We start from the raw sequence: 24,066 nt of genomic DNA, 5'->3' as shown, positions 1-24,066 counted from the left end.
CTTCAAAAGGCAAACGAATCGGCTTCAATCTTATCCCAAGCCGGCTCCGGTCAGAAAAGGACTCAAGCTCGCTTCGCCAGAGCCTCGCGGGCGACCACTCGATCGTCGAGGTCGTACTGTCCATCCGGCGTGAACATGATGGGCTCATGACCCCGCCCCGTGATAACGACGGTGTCTTCGGGACGAGCATCTAAAATAGCTCGCTCAATGGCCACCTCACGCGGAGCGACCTCCACAAATTTGTCCTCGTGCCCTTTCATCCCCGCCATGATGTCCCGGCGAATCCCGCTGGGTTCTTCCTCGTGAATGTCCCCGTCCGTAACGTAGGTGAAATCCGCCAGCTCGGCGGCAATCTGACCCAGAATCGGACGCTTGCCCGGATCGCGCTGTCCATCCGCGCCCATGACCAGCAGCAACCGCCCTTTGGTCGAAATCCGCATGGTATCGAGCAAAATCTTGGTGGAATCCGGGTTGTGCGCAAAGTCCACAATCACCCGGGGTGCTTCACACAGCAACTCCATCCGTCCCGGCACGTCCAGACGGATGGGATTCACGGTGAGGTGGCGCAAAATGTCCCCATCTAGCTGACGTGGGCTGGGAGACAACCCCGTTACCACCATCACGATGGCCAGGGCGGCATTAATCGCGTTGAACGTACCAGGCATCATGACCTGCACGGACGCTTCTTTACCGTCAAAAGCCCGCAACCGCAGTTCGGTGAAACCCCCGTCCAATTCGATGATTTTCCCTTGCCAATCAGCCGGTAGACCCGTCAGGGACAGGGTCACAAAATCATGTTGCCCGCTGCGTTCCAGCTGCTCAGCTAGGCGTTGGCCCCACACGCCGTCAATGATGATAACCTGGCGATCGCTGCGCTGCTGGGAGAACAGCGAGGCCTTGGTCTGGAAGTACTTTTCCATCGTGCCGTGATAATCCAAGTGATCCTGAGACAGATTCGTGAAACCGGCGCAGGCAAAATGTAAGGGATCCACCCGTCCCATCGCCAAAGCATGCGAGGACACCTCCACCACCATGTGATGCACGTTTTCCTGCACCGTCGTGGCTGCGAAGGCTTGCACCTGAGGAGCTTGGGGGGTCGTGATGAAAGCGGGGGCGGTTTTCTTGCCCACCGCAGCCTCGACCGTGCCCACCAGCGAAGACAGGTGACCGACTCGATGCAGCAAATGACGCAAAAGGTAGGTGGTGGTGGTCTTTCCGTTCGTACCCGTCACGCCCCACACGCTCAATTGCTGACAGGGATTATTAAACGCAATAGACGCCGCCCGACCGGCTACGGAGGCCACATCGGGAACGATAATAGCGGGGATGTCCACGTCAGTGAGAAACGCCATCCCAGCCGGATCGGTCAGCACCGCCCCGGCCCCGCGCGCGGCGGCGTCCGCACCAAACTTGGCGCCATGCACATGAAACCCCGGCATCGCCACAAACAGCTCGCCACCGCGCACCACCCGGTTATCGATAACCGCGCCGCGCACACGGCCGTCTTTACCATGAACAGTGCCGTTCACGGCTTGTGCCAAATCCGCGACTTCGACCCACGGCAGGCGAAGCAAATCCGGTGCGTAAGGGTCAAAAGCAACTTCCAAAGTCATATTTCTCTAATCTCCAATCGGATACAACTGCGGCTTAGTGTCTGTGGGCGGGATTCCCAGCTCTCTAATCGTAGCCCCCGCAATCTCTTTAAACGCCGGGACCGCGACCACCGAACCGTATATCGAGGCAGAAGGGCGATGTACCACCACAGTTATAACCACGCGGGGGTTGTTGGCGGGAAACACCCCGGTAAATGACCCGACGGTCCCGGTTTGTGTGCCATTCGCTTGGATAATCTGGGTGGTTCCGGTTTTCCCAGCCACGGGGTATCCCTCGATTTGAGCACCGGGGGCACCGCCCTTCTCAGAGACAACCCCCTCCATCATGGTCAACAGTTTCCTCGAGGTGTCTTTCGTGTAAACCCTGGTGCCCGCGTCCACAGATTTCTTTTCCACGCTGCCGTCGGGTTTTTTCCAAGATTCGATGAGGTGAGGCTGCACTTCCACTCCCCCGTTCGCCACCGTGGCGATACCGTTGGTGACCTGGAGGATAGTCGCCGCGATACCTTGACCGAACATGATGGTGTAACGCTGGCGCCCGTCCCAGTTTTCAGGCGGAGCCAGCAGCCCCGCACTCTCACCAGGCAGTTCGACACCGGTGGGTTTACCAAAACCGAGTTGCCTCAGCTTTTGATACCTGTCGGTATCCGTAATCAGGTCGCCAACCTGGACAATCCCCACGTTCGACGATTTGGCAATAATCCCCGCCGCGGTCAGGGCATAGGTACCGTGGGCACTCGAATCGCGGAAACTTTGACCGTTGGACATGGTGATTTCACCCGGAATGGTAAAAGTATTGGTGGGCTCCACTTTGCCGGCTTCAAGGACCGCTCCCATAGTGTGAACTTTCAGGGTCGAGCCGGGCTCGTAAACCGTAGAGACAGCCTTGGAACCGCGATTCTTTTCGCTGGTTTTGGTAGGTTCTGAGGGGTTGACCGTGTCCGTCTCGCACAGGGCAAGGATTTTTCCGGTGCCGACCTCTTGGACTTCCGCCATGACGGATTGCGCCCCGAACTGGGATCGGGATTTCTCGACCACCTGCTGACAGGTATTTTGCAGGTCCAGCAGGATGGTCGTCTTAATGGTTTGTCCCGCAATAGCGTCTTTGCGATAGTTGTCCTGAACCGGGATGGTTTGTCCCCGCCTGCCAATCTCGGTGAAGTCTTTGCCGTCCACCCCGGCGAGCTTGCTATTTTGGCTCAGTTCCAGCCCCGCTAAGCCCACCCCATCAATGTTGGTGAAACCGACAATGTTTCCGGCCACGTTGCCGTTGGGATAAATCCGTTTCGTGATTTCTTCCGGCTCAATGCCCGGAATCCCCAGCTTCGCGACTTTGCGCCAGACTTCGGGGGTCACTTCTTTGGCGATATACACAAAGGTCGAGGGCTTTTTACCGGGTTGAGCAGTCAGTTTCCCACCCAGTTCGGCGGGGTCGGCTTTCAAAAGCGGAGCCAGCTTTTTCGCCGCTGCCGCCGGCCCGAAAGCCGCGACCTCGGGCCGGTCGAATTGGTCATAGATAATCTTTGGGTTGCCCTTCGCGTCTTTCCCTGCGGTTTTCGGCTGATAATAAGTATTGATTTTTACCTGATTGACCCCGATGTTGTAGCGTTTCACGGAGGTCGCCATCTGTCGGCCTGAGGAGTCCAGAATGTCCCCGCGTTGAGCCTTAATAATGTGGGTGCGACTGCGCTGTTCCTGAGCCGCCGCGGCAAGTTCCGGTCCCTGCACCAGCTGCACCACCACCAAGCGGACCGCAAAAATGCACAGCACCGCGATGATGGCCCCCGCCAACAGGTTTTTTCGGACTCTACTCACCTGACCAGTTTCGTCCAGCTCTGCCAGGTTTTCACGCTCCCACGCCGTGACCGCGAGGGGTTCCGCGCACCACAGACGCTTTCCCGCCAGCCCCTAATGCGCAGCTTTTCCCGGGATGATCTCTCCGGTCGACAACGTCACGTAGCCCTGTTCTCCGGCCGGAACCAATCCGATTTCTCGGGCTTTCTCGGCCAGGTATTGCGGTGATTGAGCCTCGCGAGCCTGGGTCACCAGGTCGGCTTGCTGATCCAGCAACAAGTTCAACTCGTTTTGCATGGCGTACATATCGTAGGAAGTCATCGCCAACTGGGTGTTGATGACGACGGGTACGACCAGCGCGGCGACGAGCATCGCCGCCACCGTCAGCCACATCGGCCACGTGATGCGGCGCTTCTGAAAAGTCGGGACCAGCTGAAGCTGCGGCCTCGGGACGCTCCGAACGGGAAGCGGCATCCCGGCGACGCTGCCGGGTTTACGCAAAGCCAGGCTGGAAGTAGCTGCGTTAGTCACGATGGTCTCCTTCGGTTAGGGGGTGGACAGGGTTTTGGGCACGAAGTTTCGTCAGGGTGGGAAACCGTTTTTCCGCCGGTTTTTGCTTGGTTTTCACAAGGTTCCCCGCGGGGGTTTCCGGGTCGGGTTCCCGCGTCTTTTCCACGGCTCGCAGCCGTAGCGAAGCGGCGCGCGGATTACGGGCAACCTCAAACTCATCAGCTAAACGCGAACCGTGTGTGAGGTCGCGCAACCAAGGCTGAGCCTGCTCAGGCACCACGGGCAACCCCTTGGGAACTGCGGGATGAATCCCCGCGGCAAAAGCCATCTTGACCAGGCGATCCTCGAGGGACTGGTAACTTTCGATAACGATGCGTCCGCCAACCCGCACACCAGCCAGCGCCTTCGTCAGGAACCGTTCCAAATCGCCCAGCTCGTCGTTGACCGCCACCCGCAAGGCTTGGAAAGTACGTTTCGCTGGATTTCCTCCGGTGCGGCGAGCCGGAGCGGGAATGGTGTCGCGGATGATCTCCACCAACTGGCCCGAAACTTGCAAGGGCTGTTCCACACGGGCCCTCACGATAGCTTTTGCGATGGGCCACGCGAACTTTTCTTCACCGTAGGTGTGCAGCACCGCAGCGATTTCTTCTGCCTCGGCTAGGTTCAAGAAATCCGCAGCGGTGAAACCGGCGGTTTGGTTCATCCGCATATCCAAGGGAGCCTCCGGATGGGCATAGGCAAAACCGCGCTCCGCTTCGTCCAACTGCAGTGACGACACTCCCAGGTCGGCCAAAATCCCGTCCACTTGGCTCAAACCGTGCTGTGCCAACACGCTGTCCAACTCCCCGTAAGTCGTGCCGGCGATACTGAGGCGATTGGCAAACTCACTGAGTCGGGATGCCGCCAAATCCCGGGCCTGCGGGTCGCGGTCGATACCGATAATGCGCAGCCGCGGGTGGCGCTCGAACAGATACGCGCTGTGTCCCCCCAAGCCGAGAGTGGCGTCAACCAAAACGGGACCCTGGATACTGCAAAAATCAGCGGTGGAGGAAAGTGGGGTGGCCACGTCTGGTGCGGTAGCCAAAGCGGGTGCCAGTAAATCAGCGCACACCTCAGCCAGCACCGGCTGATGGATTTCGGCAACTGATTTCACGTTTCTTCCTTTTCCTTGAGAGCGGCCCCCGGTTTTCCCAGCGGCTCCCGCGTTAGCCAGGTTTCCCACCGTGTCTGACTGCGGGGAAGAGCATTCAGAATCGGTAGGACACCAAACCCACGCGGGTTTATGCAGTTATCCGCGAGTTTCCTCACAGCAGTCCCGGGAGGATTTCTTCCGAGACTTCAGAGAAGTCCTCCTCGGCGGCAGCCAAGAATTCGTTCCAGGTCTTCAGGTCCCAAATCTCCACTCGGGAACCCGCGCCGAAAACCGCCAGGTCACGCTCCAAGCCGGCATATTCACGCAGTGCGGGCGGGATGTTAATCCGTCCTTGCTTGTCCGGAATTTGATCCGTCGCCCCGGACAGCAGCACGCGGGAAAAGTTCCGCGCCTGCTTGTGGGTGATGGGAGCCTGGCGAAGTTCCGTATACAGGGTTTGGAACTCGCCAGTCTCAAACGCATAAACGCAGTGGTCCTGACCCTTGGTCAAAACGACTCCGCCTGCGAGTTGCTCCCGAAAACGGGCAGGCAGTATCAGGCGACCCTTGTCGTCGAGCTTTGGCTCGTAGGTCCCTAAGAACACGTCCTTCCCTTTCGCCCCTCAGCATGATGCTGAACTTTGACCCGATACCTTTCAGGTTTTCGTTATACCCCACTTTACTCCACTTTCATCCACAAATTTGCAAAAACGCGATGAATTTTGCATTTTTTGCAAATTATTTATTGGAAATTCAGAGAATTACTCGGTGGAGGGAATTTTCGCAGCGAATGTCTCACGGGACGGGACCAGAACAAAACGGGAAACAAAAACCGGCTACCGAAATCGGTGACCGGATGAAAACAGGCGAGTCAGAGACTCACGGAAAAATCAGAGTGCTACTCGCCGTGCTGGCGGCGATCCCACCGCTCGTTTTGACGATCCATAAAGGACGAGTGCGAAGCTGACGCGCCGGCCGGCTGGCTACGAGGAGCCGGTTTCGAGGCAGAAGACTTCGAGCCGACCCCGAAAATTTTCAGAACCCCCAGGACGATAACAACAAACCCCAACACCCCGATAGCGGTACCCAAAAATTCAAAGCCCTTCAGGTAAGGCGTGGCGATGAGCCCTCCGATCAGGACTACTGCCCCAACCAGAACCAAGACGACCCCAAAAGCAACTCGCCGCGGACTGCTCGCTGCGGAACCACTGACCTTCGTGGAAGTCTGGCGCATCCTATCAGCCATTTTGGGATCTTCGTTGTGGAGCTGAGCCTCCATCTGCGCCAGGACTTGCTTCTCATAGTCTGACAATGCCATGACCATGTCCTTTCAGTGCGCGGCCGAGGAAAACACCCCAAACCCAAAACGAATGTGTTAACACAAACCAGTTTACCTGTTTTTACCCTCGTCGCGCCACAGCGGCCGGTACACGAATCCATCGAAACCTGATAAACAGCCACTTTTACTGGTTTAATTGTGCTATGCAAGCGTTGATTATTGGTCTGTGGTGGATTGTAGCGCTGGTATTAGCTGCGATTCTCATCTATCGAGCGCGCCCTCAGAACAGCGTAGAACGTTACCGCATCCGGGCTTATATCAAAGAAGTTGAGCCCCTCACCGAAAAAGACACCATGCGCTCCCTGCCTTACGAGGTCACTGTGCTCCTACCTTCCCAGGATCCAGGCGAAACCAACACTTACTACTACGTAACTTTGAACCCCGAAGACCTCCACGTCGGTCGTGCTCGTACCTGCGCCCGCAACCATATCCCGCTGCCGGTGTGGGTTTCCGCCGTTGATCCGCGCGACATTCGCTTCGAAAACTCGCGCTCTTGGAACACGGAAACAATCATCAACGCGGTTCTGCTCTTGGCCGCTCAGTTCATCATGACGGGTACTTGCCTGGTCAACATGGAACTTATCACGAGCTCCGACCCCTATTTCGTGCTGTTGTTCCCGCCTACAATACTGTTCTTTGCCTTCGCCGCCCTCTACGGCCTCATGCGCTTTGGACAAGCTGTCAGGGTGTGGGTGCGCGTGGCGTCCAACCCTGCCACCGTACCGGCGTCAATCAGTGGAATCCGGCGCATCAGCGGTCATGCCGGTCACCCCGGTGGTTTTGAAGTGTCCCTCATGTGGGCGCCGCTGGGAATGCCGGCACAGTACGGAAAAGTGCGGATTCCCGGCTTCCAGCGCCGCACCAGTCTGCTGCTGCAGAAACTGGTGCGAACCCAACTGGAGGAAGAAGCGAAAGGCGTGTGGCGGGTGACCCCGGAAATCCTCCAGAACCAGACTCGACCCCATACGGCAGTTTCCAAACTGCACACCCCCCAGGGGCCTACGACCGTGAAAATCACTGCCCTGCCGGCAAACGACCCTCGTTTCGACCCGCGCCCACCGAAAGTGCGGGCCGCTGCGGAAAAAGCCCGCCTGAAGCGCGAAGCGGAACTGTTGGCGCAGCGCGAAGCCTTTGAACGCGCCACGGCACGAGCCCGGATTGAGGAAGCTAACCGGGCGGAACTCGGTAGCGAAGAAAACAGTCTCGACGAGGTCGCCGCCCAAGGCCCCCAAGCGTGGTACTACCCGATGAATCCCTCGCGGGTGAACCTGGTGGGAGTGGGTACGGTTCCGGGGAATCGCTCGAACCTGGTTGGGCCCGGCATCGGCTGGCTTTGCATTGCATTACTGGCTGGGCTGGCTGTGGCGTGGCTGGGTTTCATCAGTCCCGAGCTTATGTTCCCGGTTTTCGAAGCCCCCTCCGGTGATCAGCCGCTGGGCGGCTGGACCCGCTAGTCGTCAGGTATTACAGGGATTCCCAGTAGCGTTAATCCTCCGGGGTGTCGCGGCGGTGCCGACCCCGGCGAGGACGGAACTGTTCGATATTGCGCTTTTCATAAGGCGTGTCGCGCAGCGAGGAAATTCCGGAGGCGTCGGCGACCGGGGGAACCTCTTCGTCAAGATTGGAGAGCTTAGCGCCGCGATTCAACCGGTCCGTGCGTTTCAAAAATTCTTCGAGACGGGCCCCGAGTTCTTCGGCGGTGGGCAGCGGCTCTTCGGGAGTCTCAATAATCGCCATCGGCTCGGCTTCGTCAAAGTGCTGTTCCAGAATATCGACGATGTGTTCGGCTTCCTCAGACTGCTCCACCATCTGGTTGATTTGTCCCAAAGTGAGGGTGGAAGCGGCTTCGATGTCTCCCACCGGCAGTGCCAGACCGGTCTTGGCAGCCACCGCGGACATAAGCGCCGCGGCCGCCGGAGGATAGTCCCCTTCTGCCAGGTAATACGGCACCGCCGCAATGATTCCTACCGCGTCCAAACCGGCTTGCCCCAGGGTGAATTCCATGAGCTGATCCATCCCGGCCGGCAGAATCATCTCACCGACCATCTTGGGTTGTTTGGGCAGGCTTTCCGAACGCGCCCCGTGCATATGCACCGGGGTGGGCCGGGTATGGGGTACCCCCGCCGGCATTCCGGTCACGCCAACTGTCTGACGTACTCCCAAGCGCCGGGCAATTTCCTGGACGGTTTCCAAAAACAGATTCCATTGGGCATCCGGTTCCGGTCCGTGCAGCACCAAGAAATTTCGGTCATTGTCGTCACTGAGCAATTCCAGGCGAATTTCGGGCATTTCCACTTCGGTGAACTTCCAGTCCGAAAAACTCAGCCAGGGCCGATGGGAGCGGAAATCCACCAGTTTATCGGAGTTAAAGGTCGCAATAGTCTGATGTGGGAGGGCATCTATCAGGTGCTCCAGCATTCCTCGCCCGGAGTGCCCGGCATCCATCGCCCCGTTGAGGTGATGCAGCATAACGTCGGCGTGGCCGCTCAGGTCCGCGCCGGGCGCTAATAACGTATCAAATTTGTCTGCGTCCATTATTCCCTCGAAAAGTTCAACCCCTAAATGTTATCAAGACTTGTCCCCGATTCGCGCCCCGTAAACCTTTTAGGGCATAATTGATTACCCTTTTGATGCCCTGAGGAGAGATAAATTGGCTGACGCAACGGTGCCGTCGTCTTGGCAATCCGAAATTGCCAAGGAGCAGACTTTCGTTGACCGTGCCTATAAAGCTCTCGATGAAATGCGGGTCTATTACCGTCGGCGCCAGGATGAGGTCGCCGCGGAAATGAGTTCTAACCCCTCGGCTAGGGCAGACCGCGACGCCTTGGCGGCTCACTACGGAGACGAAGCTACCCGCCTGGAAAGCGTAGAAAATCGCCTGGTTTTCGGGGGTCTAGACCTAGAGGACGGAACGAGTTTCCGCATCGGCCGTGTCGGTTTGCGAGACTTTGATGTCACCGATGCCGAGGCTCCGGTTCTCGGCACCTCCCCGGAGCTTTCCTCGTCCCCGGACTCTCCCGAAGACCCTCTGGAAACACCAGCCCCGCCAGAAAAACTTGAGGAAAAACCTGGTGAGGGCGTGTCTCGCCAACTGTTGGTGGATTGGCGAGCGAAAGTCGCCCAACCGTTCTACCAGGCCACGGCGGTGGCTCCGCTGGGGGTCTGGAAGCGGCGGCACGTAGCTACCAGTTTGCGCCAAGTGGTGGGTGTGGAGGACGAACTGCTGACATCCGCCGCCGACACGGACGCCGCTCAGACAGCAACGCTGCAGGGTGAAGGCGCTTTGATGGCGGCGCTATCACGAGCGCGCAGCGGCCAGATGTCCGACATTGTCTCGACTATTCAGGCCGAACAAGACCGGGTGATTCGTTCCGACCTGAACGCTTTTTTGGTGGTGCAGGGCGGACCCGGTACCGGCAAGACTGCCGTGGCACTGCACCGAGCCGCCTACCTGCTCTATGCCCACCGAGACTTACTGAACTCTCAAGGGGTGTTGGTCATTGGCCCCAACCACACGTTTTTGCGTTACATCGAGCGGGTGCTTCCCGCCCTGGGCGAAACCGGAGTGGTCAGCCTGACCATCGGGGAATGTTTCCCCGGCGTGCACACCGTGGCGGAACGTCCGGAGCTGCGCGCCCTGAAAGGCGACACCCGCTGGATTAAAGTCGCCGCCGCGGCCGTGGCCGATTTGAAACGGCCTCCCCACGAGGACCAAGTTCTGCAGTTAGACCACGTTCAACTGAATCTCAGCGCGGCTTTGGTTCGTGAGGCGATGGAAGCCGGTTCGCACGGCGGTTCCACCCATAATCAGCACTGGGCCACCTACGCCAAATTCCTGGTCCGCGAGTTGACGAAGCTCTATGCCGGGCAAACCCCTACCAAAGAGGACATGGAGTGGATGACCGAGGAAATCCGCGGCTCTGCTGAAGTACGCCGGGCGGTCAACCGCTGCTACCTACCCGCGTCTGCTCCCGACTTGCTGGCGCGCCTCTACGCTTACCCGGATTATTTGCAGCGTATTGCCTCGGGAATTTTCACCGCGGAGGAACTCGCTGCCCTACAGCGTCCCAAGACCAGCCCTTTCACGGACGCTGACGTGCCGATTTTAGATGAACTGGCGGAGCTGCTGGGGCCGCTGCCGGGACTGACCGATTCCGCGGCGCAACGTCGCACCCGTGAACAGCGTGAAATCGAGCGAGCCGCGGAGGCTATCGAAGCGATGGATCTGGGTGGAGGGCTCATCAACGCGCGGATGCTGGCGCGGTCAACCCGCGGTGAAGTGAGCTTGTCTCCCCTGGCTCAGCGTGCCCGCGCGGATCGTTCTTGGGCGTACGGACATGTGGTCGTGGACGAGGCCCAAGAGCTTTCGCCGATGGACTGGCATCTGCTGCTGCGCCGGTGCCCTTCGCGGTCTTTCACCGTGGTCGGGGACGTGAACCAAGCGTCGCACAGCTGGTCGAGTACGCCGTCGTGGCAGACTCTGCTGGGACCTGCCATGCGCGCCGCTCCGGTGATGGAGCAGCTCACCATCAACTACCGCACTCCGCGTGCCGTGATGGATTTGGCGCAGAAGGTGCTGGCGGCCAGTCCCGAAAGCGCGGTAGTGCCGCTGCGGTCGGCGCGAGACGTGGCAGGCGCCTTGGCGTTTACCCGGCTGAAGGGCGAGCCACGAGCCAACCTGGAGGAACCGGTGTCCGGGACGGGGAACCTTGTGCCTGTGCTACGGGAAACTCTCCAGGCGGAAACGGCGCGTTTGGAAGCGGAAGTCGGTGAGGGGGCCGGCAAACTAGCGATTATCGTCCCCACCGAGGCGCATTCGTACCTGGCTGCGGCTTTGGGCCTAGACACCGCCGATGTGGTGGCTGACCAGGTGTGTTGTCTGGATTCGCGGGCAGCGAAAGGGCTGGAGTTTGACGTCGTCATCTTGGTGGAACCCGCCGTTATCGCCAGCCAGTCATCCGGGGACCTGTACGTGGCGATGACGCGCTGCACGAAACGGATGCACATCCTGGCCAGTGATTTGCCCGCAGGAATGGACTTTCCCACCACTGAAGGCTGACGACTTCCCGCGAGTTTTCCCCTGACGTGGGATTTCAGCACCGCGCTCTTTTGGTCTAAAGTGGTGCCATGACGAAGATACTGCTGCTTGAAAACCCTCACGAAGTCGCCAACAAAGTTTTTAGCGACGCAAATGTTCAAGTCGATCGGGTAGACGGCGCTTTGGACGAAAACGACCTGATCAAGGCCCTCCAGGGCTATCAGATGGTCGGGATTCGCTCCAAGACGAACCTGAGCAAGCGAGTTTTTGATGAATGCCCGGACTTGGTCTGCGCCGGAACTTTCACGATTGGCACGAACCAAATCGACCTGAAAGAAGCAGCGAAACACGGGGTGGCCGTGTTTAACGCACCTTACTCCAACACGCGTTCCGTGGCAGAACTGGCCATCTCCGAGATTATTGCGCTGGCCCGTCAGCTGCCGGTACGCAACTCTCACCTGCAACATGCCGATTGGCAAAAGACCGCCAAAGGCTCTCACGAGGTACGCGGCAAGACCCTGGGGATTATCGGCTACTCTTCGACCGGTACTCAGCTGTCTATCCTGGCTGAAGCCATGGGCATGAAGGTCCAGTTCTATGACTTGGCAAAGAAACTGCCCATCGGCAACGCGAAACAGTGCGACTCGATGGAGGAGGCTCTGCAGGGTGCCGATTTCGTGTCCCTGCACGTGGACGGGCGCGCCTCTAACGAAAATATGTTTACCAGGGTACAGATGGCTCAGATGAAGCCCGGGGCGAAACTGTTGAACTTGTCCCGCGGTTTCGTCGTCAACCTCGATGACTTGGCCGAGGCCCTTGATTCGGGTCAGATTGGGGGCTGCGCCATTGATGTGTTCCCCGATGAACCGCGCAAAAATGGTGAGGAGTTTCACTCCCCAATTATGGGTAAAGAAAACACCATCCTCACCCCGCACATCGGCGGTTCCACCCTGGAGGCCCAGGAGGACATCGGCTGGTTCGTGGCCGGGAAACTTTGTACCTACCTGCAGTCCGGCGAAACCGTGATGAGCGTAAATATGCCGAACTTGAGCCTGGAACCGACTGGCAATACCAAGTACCGCATCACTTTGATTCACAAGAATATCCCCGGTGTGATGGCAAAGATCAACCAGTTGTTCTCAGATGCCGGGGTGAACATCGAAGGTCAGGTCCTGGGCACCACCGGTGAAGTCGGTTACGTTATCGGCGACATTTCCTCCGAAATGCCCAAGGCGGCGCTCGATGAAATCGCCAAATTCGATTCCACGCTGTCCCTGCGCTGCATTCCGATGGAGGGCTTCGTTCGGGACGAAGAGACCGCGGTTAACTAACTTACCTTGACGGAGCTCACTAGGCCGGAGGCGGACGCGTCCCTGCGGGGCACTGGGTGCCGGGTTAAGAGCCGTTTGGCTGGCAGGAGTTTCGCCGTACCGAGTTTTGCCGCGCTCTCACCAGTCTTTCGCTGGGTCGCCTGCAGCTGGGGGCGCCGGTTTTACCGGACAAATTCCAGGCGAAAAGGATTTGACCGGCAAGTTTGCGTTAGGGTGGACGTATGACTGAAACAGTGGATTTGTTGGAACTAGCTCCTGCCGCGGGGATTCACCTGCCTAGGTACGTGCATACCCCGCCCGAGCAAGATTCTGAGCTGACCAAACGGATGCGTCTGCTTTATAACCCCGACGTTCCCGCCCAAATCCCCGTCACCGATCAGCTGCTGATTGATGTTTTGCGCACTCAGTCCAATAAATATCCGCGCCGCATTGCCTTGGATTTTTTCGGCGCCACCACGACCTACCGGGAACTGGGCGAAAACGTACAACGCACTTCGGCGCTACTGCTTGAACATGGTGTCAAGCGAGGCGACCGCGTCTCGATTGTGGCTCCGAACTGTCCGCAGTTTGTTTTCCTGCTCTATTCCTGCCTGCAGCTGGGAGTGGTGTGCGTGCTGCACAACCCTTTGGCTGCCCCGACAGAGCTGAAGTGGCAAATCGAAAACGCGGAATCAAAGCTGGTTTTTGTGTGGCAAAAGGCCGCCGTAAGTGTCACCGAGTTGGTGCGCAGCATGGACACCGAAGTTATTTCCCTCGATGTTTCCGCGGCTTTGCCGCGCCGGCTGCGTTTTGCCTTGCGCCTGCCGATTAAGCAGGCAAAAGACCTCTACCATCAGCTCTGCGACCCGCAGGCCAAGGATTTGCCCGACTACGATACCTTGCTGGAAAAGCAAAAACCGTATAACCGCATTGTGCGAGTCGATCCGGATGTCCCAGCCGTGATGCTGCATACGGGTGGAACCACCGGCAAACCGAAAGCGGTCATTTTGACCAACCGCAACTTGGTGTCGAACTTGTTTGCCAATACGACCTGGGTGACTAAGTTGCGTCCCGGCAAAGAAACCTGGTTCTGTGTCCTGCCGTTCTTCCACGCTTTTGGCCTGACCCTGTCTCTGAACGGGGCGATTGGTTTGGGAGCCACCGCGGTGTTGTTCCCGAAGTTCAGCACCCGAGCAGCCCTAGCTGCCCAACGCCGGCGTCCGGGCACGTTCATAGTGGGAGTGCCTCCAATTTTTGACCGCCTAGCGAAAGCCGCTGCGGAAAACCCGAAAATAGATTTATCAACGTTTAAATACGCTATTTCCGGAGCGATGCCGCTGACTCAGGAAGTCGCAAAACGCTGGGAAAAAGCCACTTCCGGCTATATCATCGAAGGCTACGGCATGACGGAGACTTCGCCAACGGTACTGGGATCCCCGATGAGTCCCGAACGCAAACTTGGTTACATGGGCATCGTGTTCCCCTCTATCCAAGTGCGGGTCATCGACCCGGATACCCTCGTTGACGTCGAGCCCGGCGAGGTGGGGGAACTCGTGGTGAAAGGACCGGGGTGTTCCCCGGGGTATTGGCGCGACCAGGTAGAAACTGATTTGCTGTTCACCCCGGATCGTTGGTTGCGCACCGGCGATTTGGTCGAGGAACACGAAGGGTTTTTGCGGATGAGTGACCGGCGCAAAGAGCTCATCATTATTTCCGGTTTCAATGTTTATCCCTCGGTCGTGGAGGCGGCCATAGCCACGATGCCCCAGGTGGCAGAAGTCGCCGTGGTCGGCATTCCCGATCAAGCTGACCCCGCCCGGGGTGAACAGGTACACGCGGCGGTGGTGCTCAATCCGGGAGCGAGCCTCAATTTGGACAAGATTCGGACTTGGGTTGCTGATTCCCTACCCCGTTATGCGATTCCGCGTTCAGTTTCTTTCCCGGAGCAGCTGGCGCATAACGAACTCGGAAAGATTCAACGCCGCAAAGTGCGCCAATCCGTTTTGGAGCGGCTTTCCGAGGGGTTCCGTACGCAGGGCTAGGCGCCGAGTGTGGGTCACCGGCCAGCATCCATCAAAACCGGCGGCTAGTTCTGAGATTGGTTCTTTAATGAGGCGATTGCATCCTCAAAGTCTTCGATGGAATTGAAATCGGAGTAAACCGAAGCGAAGCGCAGATAGGCGACTTCGTCCAGTTCCTTTAGCGGTTCCAAAATAGCCTTGCCGACTTCCTCGGAGTTGATGATGGCTTTCCCAGAGGCCCGCAGGGTTTCTTCAACGCCTTGAGCCATAAGAGCGAGTTGGTCAGGGCTGATGGGACGGCCTTGGGTGGCTTTGGCCAGACCGGCAATAACCTTGCTGCGCCGGAACGGCTCGGTCGCTCCGGAACGTTTCTTAATCAGCAGCAGCGTGGTTTCCAGGGTGGTGAAACGCCGACCGCAGCTGGGGCATTCACGACGCCTCCGAATGGAGGCACCGTCATCGGCGGTACGTGAATCAATCACACGGGAATCTTCGTGATGACAAAACGGACAGTGCACGTCGCCCTCCTTCACCGCTGCAAGACTACAGGTTTCACCGTAAGTGCAAACCGAAGTTTTCGCAAGCTGGAGAGTCGGACTGAACCAAATCATTTCAATAAACCGGAACCAACAGCGTTTGCCCGGTATTTAGCACGGAACCCGTGTCCAAGGCATTTGCGTCCATCATGTCCGCCAAGACCTCGTCAGTCGGCACACCGGCGGCATTAGTCGCGGCAATATCCCACAGCGTATCGCCCGGCACGACCGTGTGTTGCATAAAATCCGTGGGAACGAAATCAGGACTGAGCCCCAGCCCCAACACCATACCCAGGAACACCATCACGAGGGCAGCCAGAATAAACAGCCCCACTCGCAAAGCTACGGCATCCCACGACAAAACCGGCCGCACAGCCACAGCGGGTGACGCCGGTGCCTTCGGAACCAAACGCAAGTAAGCCGGGCGCGATTGGCGGGCTCTGAAAGCACGCACCGCCGGGTGATTCGGAGCGAGCTCGCTAACCTCAAAAGTCGGTGCCAAAACTGCTGTCATGGTAATCCCTCCATTCATTCGAACATTTGTTCGTTCGAACATCTGTACGTATAATATAAACCATTGCCGGCGCGTTGTCGAGTCAAAATCGAACATTTGTGCGAATATTAATTTTGACCGCAGTTAGCCTGACAATTGCCAGTCTGACATGGACCCCGGAGACGAAAATCCGCGAGTTACGTCAGACGGACTTTTGCCAGCTATCCCGCGCAAAGTACTCGGATAAAGGAGCAGCAGTGAGCGACCTGACCAAACGACAACAGGAAGTTTTGACGACTTTGTACCAACTCAGTCAAAAGCTCGCCTACCCCCCCTCGGTACGCGAACTCGCCGAGGCCATGGGGCTGTCCTCCCCCTCCTCGGTCAAACACCACCTCGACGTGTTGACCAAAAAGGGCTACCTGCGCAGAGCTCCCAACACACCGCGAGCTTTGGAATTCGTAAAGCTTCCCGAGGGGATGGAAACTTCGCAGCAGAAACCGCCACCCGGCGCGACACAGCCTGCCACCGTCACCACCATTCCGGTGGGCATCGCCGACACCGCGGCGGCGACCACGGTTCCCCTGGTCGGACAGATTGCAGCGGGTGCCCCCATCACGGCAGAGGAAATGGTCGAGGACACTTTTGCCCTGCCCCGGCGCTTCACCGGTTCCGGCGAACTGTTCATGCTCGCAGTAAAGGGCGAATCCATGCAGGACGGTGGCATATTAGATGGCGATTGGGTCGTGGTGCGCCATCAGAGCGAAGCCCGCAACGGTGAAATCGTGGCGGCGATGATTGACGGCGAGGCCACGGTGAAAGAGTTTTCCCGAGCTGACGGGCACGTTTGGCTGCTGCCCCACAACGATAACTACGCACCCATCCCCGGCGATACCGCCACCATTTTAGGCAAGGTCGTCACGGTAATCCGTTCCCTGTAACGTTTGGGTTGCCCCCACCCCTAGGAAACTTTCTGGTGCAGTCGCCGTAAAGCGTCCAACACCACCTGTGCGTCCTCCGTGGGCCACAAGGGCGGCAGGGAGGCTCGCAAAAATCCCCCATACCGCGCGGTGGCCAGACGTGAATCCAGCACCGCCACCACCCCGCGATCCGCGGCAGAACGCAACAGTCGCCCGGTTCCCTGCGCCAGCAACAGGGCGGCATGGGTCAGGGAAACTTCCATAAAGTCGCTGCCCCCGGCTCGTTTGACGGCGGCACAGCGCGCCTCAATAACCGGGTCACTGGGAACCGGGAAAGGTATCCGGTCAATCAGCACCAAACGGCAAGTATTCCCCGGCAAATCCACCCCCTGCCACAGCGAGAGAGTTCCCATCAGACAGGCGGAAGTGTCCTCGCGCATATCGTTAACCAGGGCTGCCATGGAATCTTCACCTTGGACCATAATGGGCAAATCGGTGCGTTCCCGAAGTACTTCCCCTGCCCGCTCAGCCATCTTGCGTGAGGAAAACAGCCCCAGCGCCCCGCCTCCCGAGGCCTCGACCAGCTCCACCAGTCGATCCCAGAACACTTCGGGGTGCTCCCCGCGAGTGGGCGCCGGTAAGTCCCGAGCCAGATACAAAATGCCCTGCCGATCGTGGCGAAACGGCGAGCCGACATCTAAGGTTTCCGGCTGCGGTTCCTCGAGCTGCAAACCCATCTTGTGTATGAGCGGCGCAAATGTGCCCCCCAGCTTGAGGGTGGCCGAGGTCGCGATGATGGCATGTTCACTCCACAATCGATTCGCGAGCTTTCCGGCCACGTCCAGCGGAGCGGTGTAGAGCCGAGGTTCCTGGTCGCCATCGCGTCCCCGACTCAGCCACAGGATTGTTTCGCCGTTCGCGACCGATTCCGGGGTCATCGTCTCAAGAGTATCTAACAGGCTGGTCAGTGCTGCTTTCGCAACGGCTGCTTTCGCCGCATCTGCGTGTTTTTCGCCGTCTACCCCCGCGTCACCCCCACTCTTCGCACTCAACTCGGTTAGGGCAGCCTTCAAGGGCGGCAGGGCGAGCGTCCGACATTCCGCTACTGCCTCAGGCATCTGCGTGAGACGGCTATCTTCCAGATTCTGCAGCGCCACGCCCAGCATGATGGCTTGCTGGGAGAGTTCCTCGCTGCCGGAAACCCCCAAATTGCCCGCCGCCTTGGCACAAGTCGCCAACATATTGGCGCTGAACTCAGTAGACGCCTGCGAACGCACCCTTTCGGCCAGTTCATGAGCCTCATCAACGATGATGGCCTCACACGGGGGCAGCGGATTCTGTTTTCCGGCGGCCTCCAGCCCAATCATGGCGTGGTTAGTCACCACCACCTGCGCTAATGCTGCCTTATCGCGAGCCGAAACTTGGAAGCACTCGGAACGAAACGGGCATTTTTCCCCGACGCATTCCAGGCTGGACAGGGAAACTTGCCGCCAGGCCCGGGCCCCGATACCGCGCGGAGCTTCGTCTCGGTCCCCGGTGGTCGTTTCCCGAGCCCATTCGTAAAGTTTTTTCGTCTCAGCGGCAAATCCCCGCATTTGGCGCGCGGTTTTCGTTCCCCGTCCCGAAGCGGCCTCACCGCCCCCGCCTGCCCCAGGGGCGAGAGAATCTTCCATAGTGGAAAATAAATCGTCCTCGCTGCCCTCGTAACCGCCATTCAATTTGTGCAGGCAGACATAGTTTTGCCAGCCTTTGAGAACCTCCACGCGCAGCTCTGAGCCAGTCACGTTCTTTACCGCCTCCACCGCTAGGGGGGCGTCTTTAGTGATGATTTGGTTTTGCAGAGCCAAAGTTGCGGTCGAAATGACCACTCTGGCGTCCTCGTGCAGGCAGTACAGCAGCGCTGGCAGTAAATATCCCAGGGATTTCCCGGTTCCAGTCCCCGCCTGAACTGCTAATTTGCCATCTGAGCGCAGCGATTGTTCCACCGCGGCCGCCATCGCCACCTGACCGGGCCGCTCACTACCTCCCAACAAAGACACCGCCTCAGTCAACACCTTCTGCAGCTCTGAACTGGGAACATAATCCGCAAAAGCGCCTGCCTCAACGTCGGACATGTCCGCGGTGTCGTTATCTATCGTTTGCGTCACTGTCGACCCCCTCGCTGATTTCGTGATTATCTTCCATTGCCTGATCAAGCAGTTTTGCCCCCAAAGCCGGGGGGACCCAGGCGTCTATAAAGGTGCCGTCCTCGCGGGTCTGGCGGGTCAAAAGCTTGCCGTCACGATAAATCCGTTCCAGCAGACCCGTGTTTTCCCACTTCACCACTACCCGAACCCGCTGCCCCGGCCAGGGCAGTCGCTCGGCGATGGCTTCCTGCAGCGTCTCGATGCCTTCCCCGGTCCGTGCCGAAACGTAGTATGCCTCCGGTAAGGAATGACGCAGCAGCGCGAGGGCGGGAGCTGTAGCCTGATCGATTTTGTTTACCACCATCATGACCGTGACGTCCTCGATGCCCTCCACAGCCTCCAGGGTGGCGTCAACCGCGGCGACTTGCGCCAGCGGGTCGGGGTTAGAACCATCCACTACGTGCAAAATCAAATCAGCCATAGCGGTTTCTTCCAAAGTCGAACGAAAAGCCTCAACCAGTTCGGTAGGCAGGCGCCGCACGAACCCAACCGTATCCGTCAGGGTGTATTCCCGTCCTTCCGGAGTATGGGTCCGACGCACGCTGGGGTCAAGAGTGGCAAACAGGGCATCATGCACCAGCAGATTGGCCCCCGCCAGCCGATTTAGCAGCGAGGACTTGCCCGCGTTGGTGTAGCCCACAATCGCCACCGCGGGTACTCCCCCAGCCTTACGACTGGCTCGTTTCGCTTCACGTGTCGGAGCCAAAGATTTTATGGTGCGCCGCAGCCGAGCCATCCGGGACCGAATTCGGCGCCGATCGAGTTCAATCTTGGTTTCACCGGGTCCGCGCGCGCCGATACCTTCACCCGCGGCGGCACGTCCGCCGGCCTGCCGGCTCATCGATTCGCCCCAGCCGCGCAACCTCGGCAGCAGGTATTCTAGCTGAGCCAGTTCCACCTGGGCTTTGCCTTCCCGTGAGGTGGCGTGCTGGGCAAAAATATCCAAAATGAGGGCAGTGCGGTCGATGACCTTGACCTTTACCACGTCCTCCAGGGCCCGGCGTTGGCTGGGGGCTAACTCATCATCGACGATGACCGTATCCGCGCCAAGAGCCGCCACCTGAGCTTGCAGTTCGTGGGCTTTGCCCCGTCCCAGGAAAGTCGCCACGTCAGGCTTCTCACGCCGTTGCAACAGCCCGGCCAGCACGACAGCTCCCGCCGTTTTCGCCAGGGCGGCAAGCTCTTGCAGCGACAGTTCGGCCTCATCCCGGTCGGCGGCGAAAATCCCCACCAAAATAACTTTTTCCAGGCGAACTTCACGGTATTCAACCTCGCTGATGTCCTGTAGCTCAGAACCGATGGATTCCACCCGCCCCAAGGCATAGCGATCGGCCCACCGCTGGGCTTGCTCGGCAGCGTCGGGCTGGGACCGGGTCGGATTGTCCGACGCGGTCACCTCTCCCGCCAGTGGCGCACCCGAAAGGAAACCCAAGTTTGGGTAATCCTCCTTGTTTTCCTGCAAGTTATAATCCTTCCGCCTAGAATTTAGGGTATCCCCCGGCCCATGCAAGTAAAGGTTTGAGCTTTGGTTTTAAAGGATACAACGGACCCCGGAGACGAAAATTTTGACGCTCCGTCTGCTCGGCGTGCGTCCCCGTTCGGCCAGTCGCTCCCCCGCACGGCTCCCGTCCCTAATCCTGCCGATGAACGCCTTAAGAAACGCCACAAGGCTCTGTTCAATGTGCCTGACTGGCGTTCCGAGGAAGAAATCATCCTCGAAGCGGCCGAACTCGATTCCACCATCATGGTTCCCGAACGACTGCGTCGGACCAAGCCAAAGACCATTGATTCCGGTCCCGCTAGAACCGCCGCGAACCCCTCGCAGCCTGCTGAGATAGAAGCTCCGACAGATCCCGCTGCTGAAATCACCGCATCGCCAGCAACCACGGAGACGACCGGGGACGAAACAGTCTATCCCCATCCCGGCGCTCCGACCTTTAGCGTCCCGGCATCGTCCCCAGAGACGAAACAGGAAAAAAACGCGAACCCGCCCGGCACCGCTTCTGCGGACCACCCCTCAGAAACGGCGCAAAACTCCATCATTCCCGGCCACACACAACGGATTTCGCAGCCCTCGGAACCCCGCGCTTCCGCGAACCATCCCGCAATGCCTACCGGCCCGCGCTCCCCTGTGGAAATCGCCAACATCGCGGCACGGCTGCTGGGAAATTTGCTGGTGCTGATGATTCCTACCCTGTGTGTGCTGCTGCTCTCCGGCTGGGGTCCTCAAGAGATTGCGATTATTTTTGAAGATTTTTGGCCCTACCTCGGTCTGTCATTGCTGGTCACGATCGTTTTAGTCATTTTGGACGAGGCGGCACAAGCCGTGGCGTTGCGCCTGCATATTCCGCAGCTGCTGGAGTGGATGATTGAGTTCGTACTTTCCGCCCTGGGCGCGGGCGTTTGCCTATTTTTCTTTACACACAGCGTTTTGGGGGCGTTCCTGCTGGGGTTGATTGTCAGCGTGCTCACTTCCTTAATCAGCCACGTGGTCGCTAAACTTTTTTGAGACAAGTTAGGAGACCAGTTGAGTTCGCAGCCTGCCGGCGAGCACTATTTCGCAGCCACTCCCCATTCCGAGGGTTCCACTCGGGAGCTAACCGTGTCTCTAGCCGGTCGTGATTTTCGCGTCACGACTGCTCACGGGGTTTTTTCCGGTCATGGTTTGGACAAGGGCACTGAGGTGTTATTGCGTAAGGTGCCCCCTCTGCCTTCCGTGTCAGAGCTGGGGGGGTCAGGAGTTTTCGTCGATGTGGGCTGCGGATGGGGACCGTTGGCGCTAACTTTAGCCGCCGAGCGTCCCTCCGCCCAGGTTTACGCCGTGGACGTAAACACTCGTGCTATCGAGCTGACCAGGGCAAACGCAGCCGCTAACGGATTGCACAATATCCAACCTCTGAGCGAAGCCGACGCTTTTGCTACCCTGGGTCCCAACTCCGTGGATGTTATCTGGTCCAACCCGCCGGTGCGCGTAGGCAAAACTGCCCTGCACGCAATGTGGGAAGCCTGGCGAACTCGTTTAAAGCCAGATGGGGTCGCCTACCTGGTGATGGGACGCAACCTCGGATCTGATCCATTCCTGGCATATCTAAACGAACACGGCTGGACCGGGGAAAAAATCGCCTCCTCGAAAGGATTTCGGGTGCTGCAGCTGCGCCGGAGCGCCACCTGAGGCACCCGAAAGTCCCCGGCAAAGAAACCCGTACCGCTGTCTTCCGACCGCGCTGCGATCGTCACCTACAAAAACGACCGATTCCCTTGTGAACTGCAGCGTTAGGGGTGTCTAAATTATTCGGCCCCCCGTTTTCACCCAAAGCACGAGCCTGCCCCGTAACATTAAATTATGCCGCAGTTGACCGCTCAACGTCCGCGGGTGGTGACACTTGAACGCATCTGCGAAGCCCTCGATGGCGCTTCTCGCAGCTATGTTGTGGACGTTCATGACTCTAGGCGCACAGTGATGTTGCCTGGCGCGACCGCCACCAGTTACATTGACTTGGTGACGGGGGTCTTGCGCGTCCGCTCGGTCTGGCGCGCCACGGTTTCCGTCCGCGAACGCTCTCGGCTGCTACCCTACGTCCTGCACCACAATCGCGAGGCTGTCGGTCCACGAGTGGTGACTTATCTGCATGGTAATCACTATCATCTCTGTGCTCAGACGAACGTCCAGGTCACTGTCGGTATGGGTGACCAGCAGCTGGAAGCACATCTATTGCTGGCTTTGATTATGGCTGACCGGTTCTTTTCCGGTGTGGAAGCTGATTTTCCCTGTGAGCTGGACGCGGAAACGGATTTTTCCCATCATGACCTTTTGCCCAAACAGCACATCGTCCAGATTGTTCCGGGGTTTTCGGATAATTCTCTCACCGCGCCGGTCAGCGTAGAGTCGGTTGCCCAGGCGGCAGCCCGTCTCGACCTGCGAGTATACCGTGACGGGACGGTGCTGCGCCTGCGCGATTCGGATGACTTGATGGTTTTGCGGCTTTTCGGGGAAGACACCTGGCTGTCCACGTCTCTGCTGATTGAGCTGGGGCAGCCGTTCTCTGCCGAAAACTTGTTCGATGCCATCAATGAGTTAAATACGTTCAACGCCTTGGGCGTGACTTCTGTTCTGGGGATGCGAACCCAACCCTACCTGCGTTTTGATTACCTGGTTTCCGTGGGCGAAGGCCTGAGCGAACGCCAGTTAGACACGGAAATCGTGACGGGAATGTCAGTGACCCAGAATCTGGCTGCGAGCCTGCGCAAAAAATCTCCGACCCTGTTCCTCTAAGCTCATGTGACTCCAGGCAACTTCTGCCGCCCGTTTGTCGCGGCGGAACCACTTGATTTGTCGCCGGGACAGCTGTCGGGTCGCTAAAGCGGTGGCCGTGATACCGTCTTCCACCGTCATCTCACCGCGTAGCACCGCCAGAGCTTGGCTGTACCCAGTGGCCTTTTGCGCGGTAATCCCCAACGGGTGAGCCCGGTCGGCAGCGAGTCGTGCCGTTTCCTCAAGCAGCCCTTGGCTAAACATTTCGCGCGAACGCGCATTGATTCGTTCGTCCAGTTCATCAAGGTTTCGCGTCAGGTAAAAGACGTGGGTGTCTGGCTGCCAGTATTCCCCGCGCGGCAAAGTCGCGGAGAATGGGCGCCCGGTAATTTCCATGACTTCCAAGGCTCTGACCAGGCGACGGGCATTGAGCGGTTCGATGGTTTCGGCTGCTTTCGGGTCTTTGCGCTTCAAGATTTCGTGCAGTTGGGACGCCCCGAGTTGCTCCGCCTGCGCCTCCCACCGGGCGCGAACCGCGGGGTCAGTGGGCGGAAACTCCAGCACATCCAGCAGCGCCCGCACGTACAGCCCGCTACCCCCCACTACCAAGGGTAAAGCTCCACGTGCTGCAATCGCCGTCACGTCAGAGCGGGCATATTTCTGATATGCCGCCACCGAGGCTTCTGCATCGGGCCACAGCACGTCTATCTGATGGTGCGGAATCCCGTGGCGCTGGGATTCCGGGGTTTTCGCCGTACCCACGTCCATGCCCCGATAGAGCTGGAAAGCGTCCGCGCTAATAATCTCTACACCGCCCGGAAACCTAGCTTTTAGCTCCGCGTCGCGGGACACTCGCTGTGCAAAATCCAGCCCCAGGTTGCTTTTCCCGGTAGCGGTCGGCCCCACAATCGCAACAATCACGG

General features: G+C 58.6%; 20 protein-coding genes. 8 read left to right on the top strand and 12 right to left on the bottom strand.

The genetic code is table 11. The features are described 5' to 3' along the window. Positions 1-62: 62 nt before the first annotated feature. The 6 genes from RQ935_RS00375 to RQ935_RS00350 form a co-directional block, all read right to left on the bottom strand. Positions 63-1,613, bottom strand: a complete 1,551-nt coding sequence (locus tag RQ935_RS00375; protein ID WP_311496713.1) for a UDP-N-acetylmuramoyl-L-alanyl-D-glutamate--2,6-diaminopimelate ligase — start codon at positions 1,611-1,613, stop codon at positions 63-65. Between the two features lie 6 nt (positions 1,614-1,619). Continuing rightward, on the bottom strand, positions 1,620-3,428 hold the full coding sequence (locus RQ935_RS00370; protein ID WP_311496712.1) for a penicillin-binding protein 2: 1,809 nt from the start codon (positions 3,426-3,428) through the stop codon (positions 1,620-1,622). 93 nt (positions 3,429-3,521) lie between these two features. Further along, entirely contained in the window at positions 3,522-3,938 is a 417-nt protein-coding gene (locus RQ935_RS00365) for a hypothetical protein (RefSeq protein ID WP_308535105.1), read from the bottom strand. After that, the gene (gene rsmH, locus RQ935_RS00360; RefSeq protein WP_311496711.1) at positions 3,931-5,070 is read right to left on the bottom strand and encodes a 16S rRNA (cytosine(1402)-N(4))-methyltransferase RsmH; all 1,140 of its coding nucleotides are present in this window, start codon (positions 5,068-5,070) and stop codon (positions 3,931-3,933) included. The genes RQ935_RS00365 and rsmH overlap by 8 nt, the downstream gene beginning before the upstream one ends. A 151-nt stretch (positions 5,071-5,221) precedes the next feature. Further along, positions 5,222-5,653, bottom strand: a complete 432-nt coding sequence (mraZ, locus tag RQ935_RS00355; RefSeq protein WP_296180737.1) for a division/cell wall cluster transcriptional repressor MraZ — start codon at positions 5,651-5,653, stop codon at positions 5,222-5,224. 293 nt (positions 5,654-5,946) lie between these two features. Continuing rightward, positions 5,947-6,366 (bottom strand): DUF3040 domain-containing protein, encoded by a 420-nt coding sequence (locus RQ935_RS00350; RefSeq protein ID WP_311496710.1) that lies wholly within the window; start codon positions 6,364-6,366, stop codon positions 5,947-5,949. Positions 6,367-6,530: 164 nt separating this feature from the next. Here RQ935_RS00350 and RQ935_RS00345 point away from each other — a divergent pair, with 164 nt between their 5' ends. Then, positions 6,531-7,841 (top strand): hypothetical protein, encoded by a 1,311-nt coding sequence (locus RQ935_RS00345; protein WP_311496709.1) that lies wholly within the window; start codon positions 6,531-6,533, stop codon positions 7,839-7,841. 31 nt (positions 7,842-7,872) lie between these two features. Here the strand turns inward: RQ935_RS00345 and RQ935_RS00340 are convergent, their stop codons facing one another. After that, the gene (locus tag RQ935_RS00340) at positions 7,873-8,922 is read right to left on the bottom strand and encodes a PAC2 family protein (RefSeq protein WP_311496708.1); all 1,050 of its coding nucleotides are present in this window, start codon (positions 8,920-8,922) and stop codon (positions 7,873-7,875) included. Between the two features lie 115 nt (positions 8,923-9,037). On the opposite strand from RQ935_RS00340, the gene RQ935_RS00335 reads away from it, so the two are divergent. The 3 genes from RQ935_RS00335 (at position 9,038) to RQ935_RS00325 (ending at position 14,777) form a co-directional block, all read left to right on the top strand. Next, positions 9,038-11,446, top strand: coding sequence for an AAA family ATPase (locus RQ935_RS00335; RefSeq protein ID WP_311496707.1), 2,409 nt, complete (start codon positions 9,038-9,040; stop codon positions 11,444-11,446). Between the two features lie 68 nt (positions 11,447-11,514). Further along, positions 11,515-12,756: a phosphoglycerate dehydrogenase gene (gene serA / locus RQ935_RS00330; protein WP_311496706.1), complete on the top strand. Its 1,242-nt coding sequence runs from the start codon at positions 11,515-11,517 to the stop codon at positions 12,754-12,756. A gap of 221 nt (positions 12,757-12,977) precedes the next feature. Beyond that, positions 12,978-14,777 (top strand): AMP-binding protein, encoded by a 1,800-nt coding sequence (locus tag RQ935_RS00325; RefSeq protein ID WP_311496705.1) that lies wholly within the window; start codon positions 12,978-12,980, stop codon positions 14,775-14,777. 44 nt (positions 14,778-14,821) lie between these two features. Here the strand turns inward: RQ935_RS00325 and nrdR are convergent, their stop codons facing one another. Both nrdR and RQ935_RS00315 read right to left on the bottom strand, forming a co-directional pair. Continuing rightward, positions 14,822-15,274 (bottom strand): transcriptional regulator NrdR, encoded by a 453-nt coding sequence (gene nrdR, locus RQ935_RS00320; RefSeq protein ID WP_311496960.1) that lies wholly within the window; start codon positions 15,272-15,274, stop codon positions 14,822-14,824. 94 nt (positions 15,275-15,368) lie between these two features. Beyond that, positions 15,369-15,806, bottom strand: a complete 438-nt coding sequence (locus RQ935_RS00315; RefSeq protein ID WP_311496704.1) for a LysM domain-containing protein — start codon at positions 15,804-15,806, stop codon at positions 15,369-15,371. Positions 15,807-16,042: 236 nt separating this feature from the next. Between RQ935_RS00315 and lexA the strand changes: the two genes are divergently transcribed. After that, entirely contained in the window at positions 16,043-16,726 is a 684-nt protein-coding gene (gene lexA / locus RQ935_RS00310) for a transcriptional repressor LexA (protein WP_311496703.1), read from the top strand. Positions 16,727-16,746: 20 nt separating this feature from the next. Here lexA and RQ935_RS00305 read toward each other — a convergent pair whose 3' ends face one another. Further along, positions 16,747-18,819, bottom strand: a complete 2,073-nt coding sequence (locus RQ935_RS00305; RefSeq protein ID WP_399531802.1) for an ATP-dependent DNA helicase — start codon at positions 18,817-18,819, stop codon at positions 16,747-16,749. A gap of 13 nt (positions 18,820-18,832) precedes the next feature. Beyond that, on the bottom strand, positions 18,833-20,401 hold the full coding sequence (gene hflX, locus RQ935_RS00300) for a GTPase HflX (RefSeq protein WP_311496702.1): 1,569 nt from the start codon (positions 20,399-20,401) through the stop codon (positions 18,833-18,835). A gap of 15 nt (positions 20,402-20,416) precedes the next feature. On the opposite strand from hflX, the gene RQ935_RS00295 reads away from it, so the two are divergent. The 3 genes from RQ935_RS00295 to RQ935_RS00285 all read left to right on the top strand — a co-directional run bounded on the left by RQ935_RS00295 (position 20,417) and on the right by RQ935_RS00285 (position 23,164). Continuing rightward, positions 20,417-21,400 carry a hypothetical protein gene (locus RQ935_RS00295; protein WP_311496701.1) on the top strand — a complete coding sequence of 328 codons (984 nt, stop codon included), beginning with the start codon at positions 20,417-20,419 and terminating at the stop codon, positions 21,398-21,400. 18 nt (positions 21,401-21,418) lie between these two features. After that, the gene (locus tag RQ935_RS00290; RefSeq protein WP_311496700.1) at positions 21,419-22,063 is read left to right on the top strand and encodes a methyltransferase; all 645 of its coding nucleotides are present in this window, start codon (positions 21,419-21,421) and stop codon (positions 22,061-22,063) included. A gap of 171 nt (positions 22,064-22,234) precedes the next feature. Then, entirely contained in the window at positions 22,235-23,164 is a 930-nt protein-coding gene (locus tag RQ935_RS00285) for a hypothetical protein (RefSeq protein WP_311496699.1), read from the top strand. On the opposite strand, the gene miaA is transcribed toward RQ935_RS00285, so the two are convergent. Then, positions 23,105-24,064: a tRNA (adenosine(37)-N6)-dimethylallyltransferase MiaA gene (gene miaA / locus RQ935_RS00280; RefSeq protein ID WP_311496698.1), complete on the bottom strand. Its 960-nt coding sequence runs from the start codon at positions 24,062-24,064 to the stop codon at positions 23,105-23,107. The two genes, RQ935_RS00285 and miaA, sit on opposite strands and share 60 nt — an antisense overlap. Between the last annotated feature and the right edge of the window lie 2 nt (positions 24,065-24,066).

The organism is uncultured Mobiluncus sp., from assembly GCF_963511525.1.
In the GTDB taxonomy this organism is placed as follows: Bacteria; Actinomycetota; Actinomycetes; order Actinomycetales; family Actinomycetaceae; genus Mobiluncus.
The sequence above is the reverse complement of the archived record's forward strand: the minus strand, read 5'-3'. Positions and strand labels throughout refer to the sequence as shown.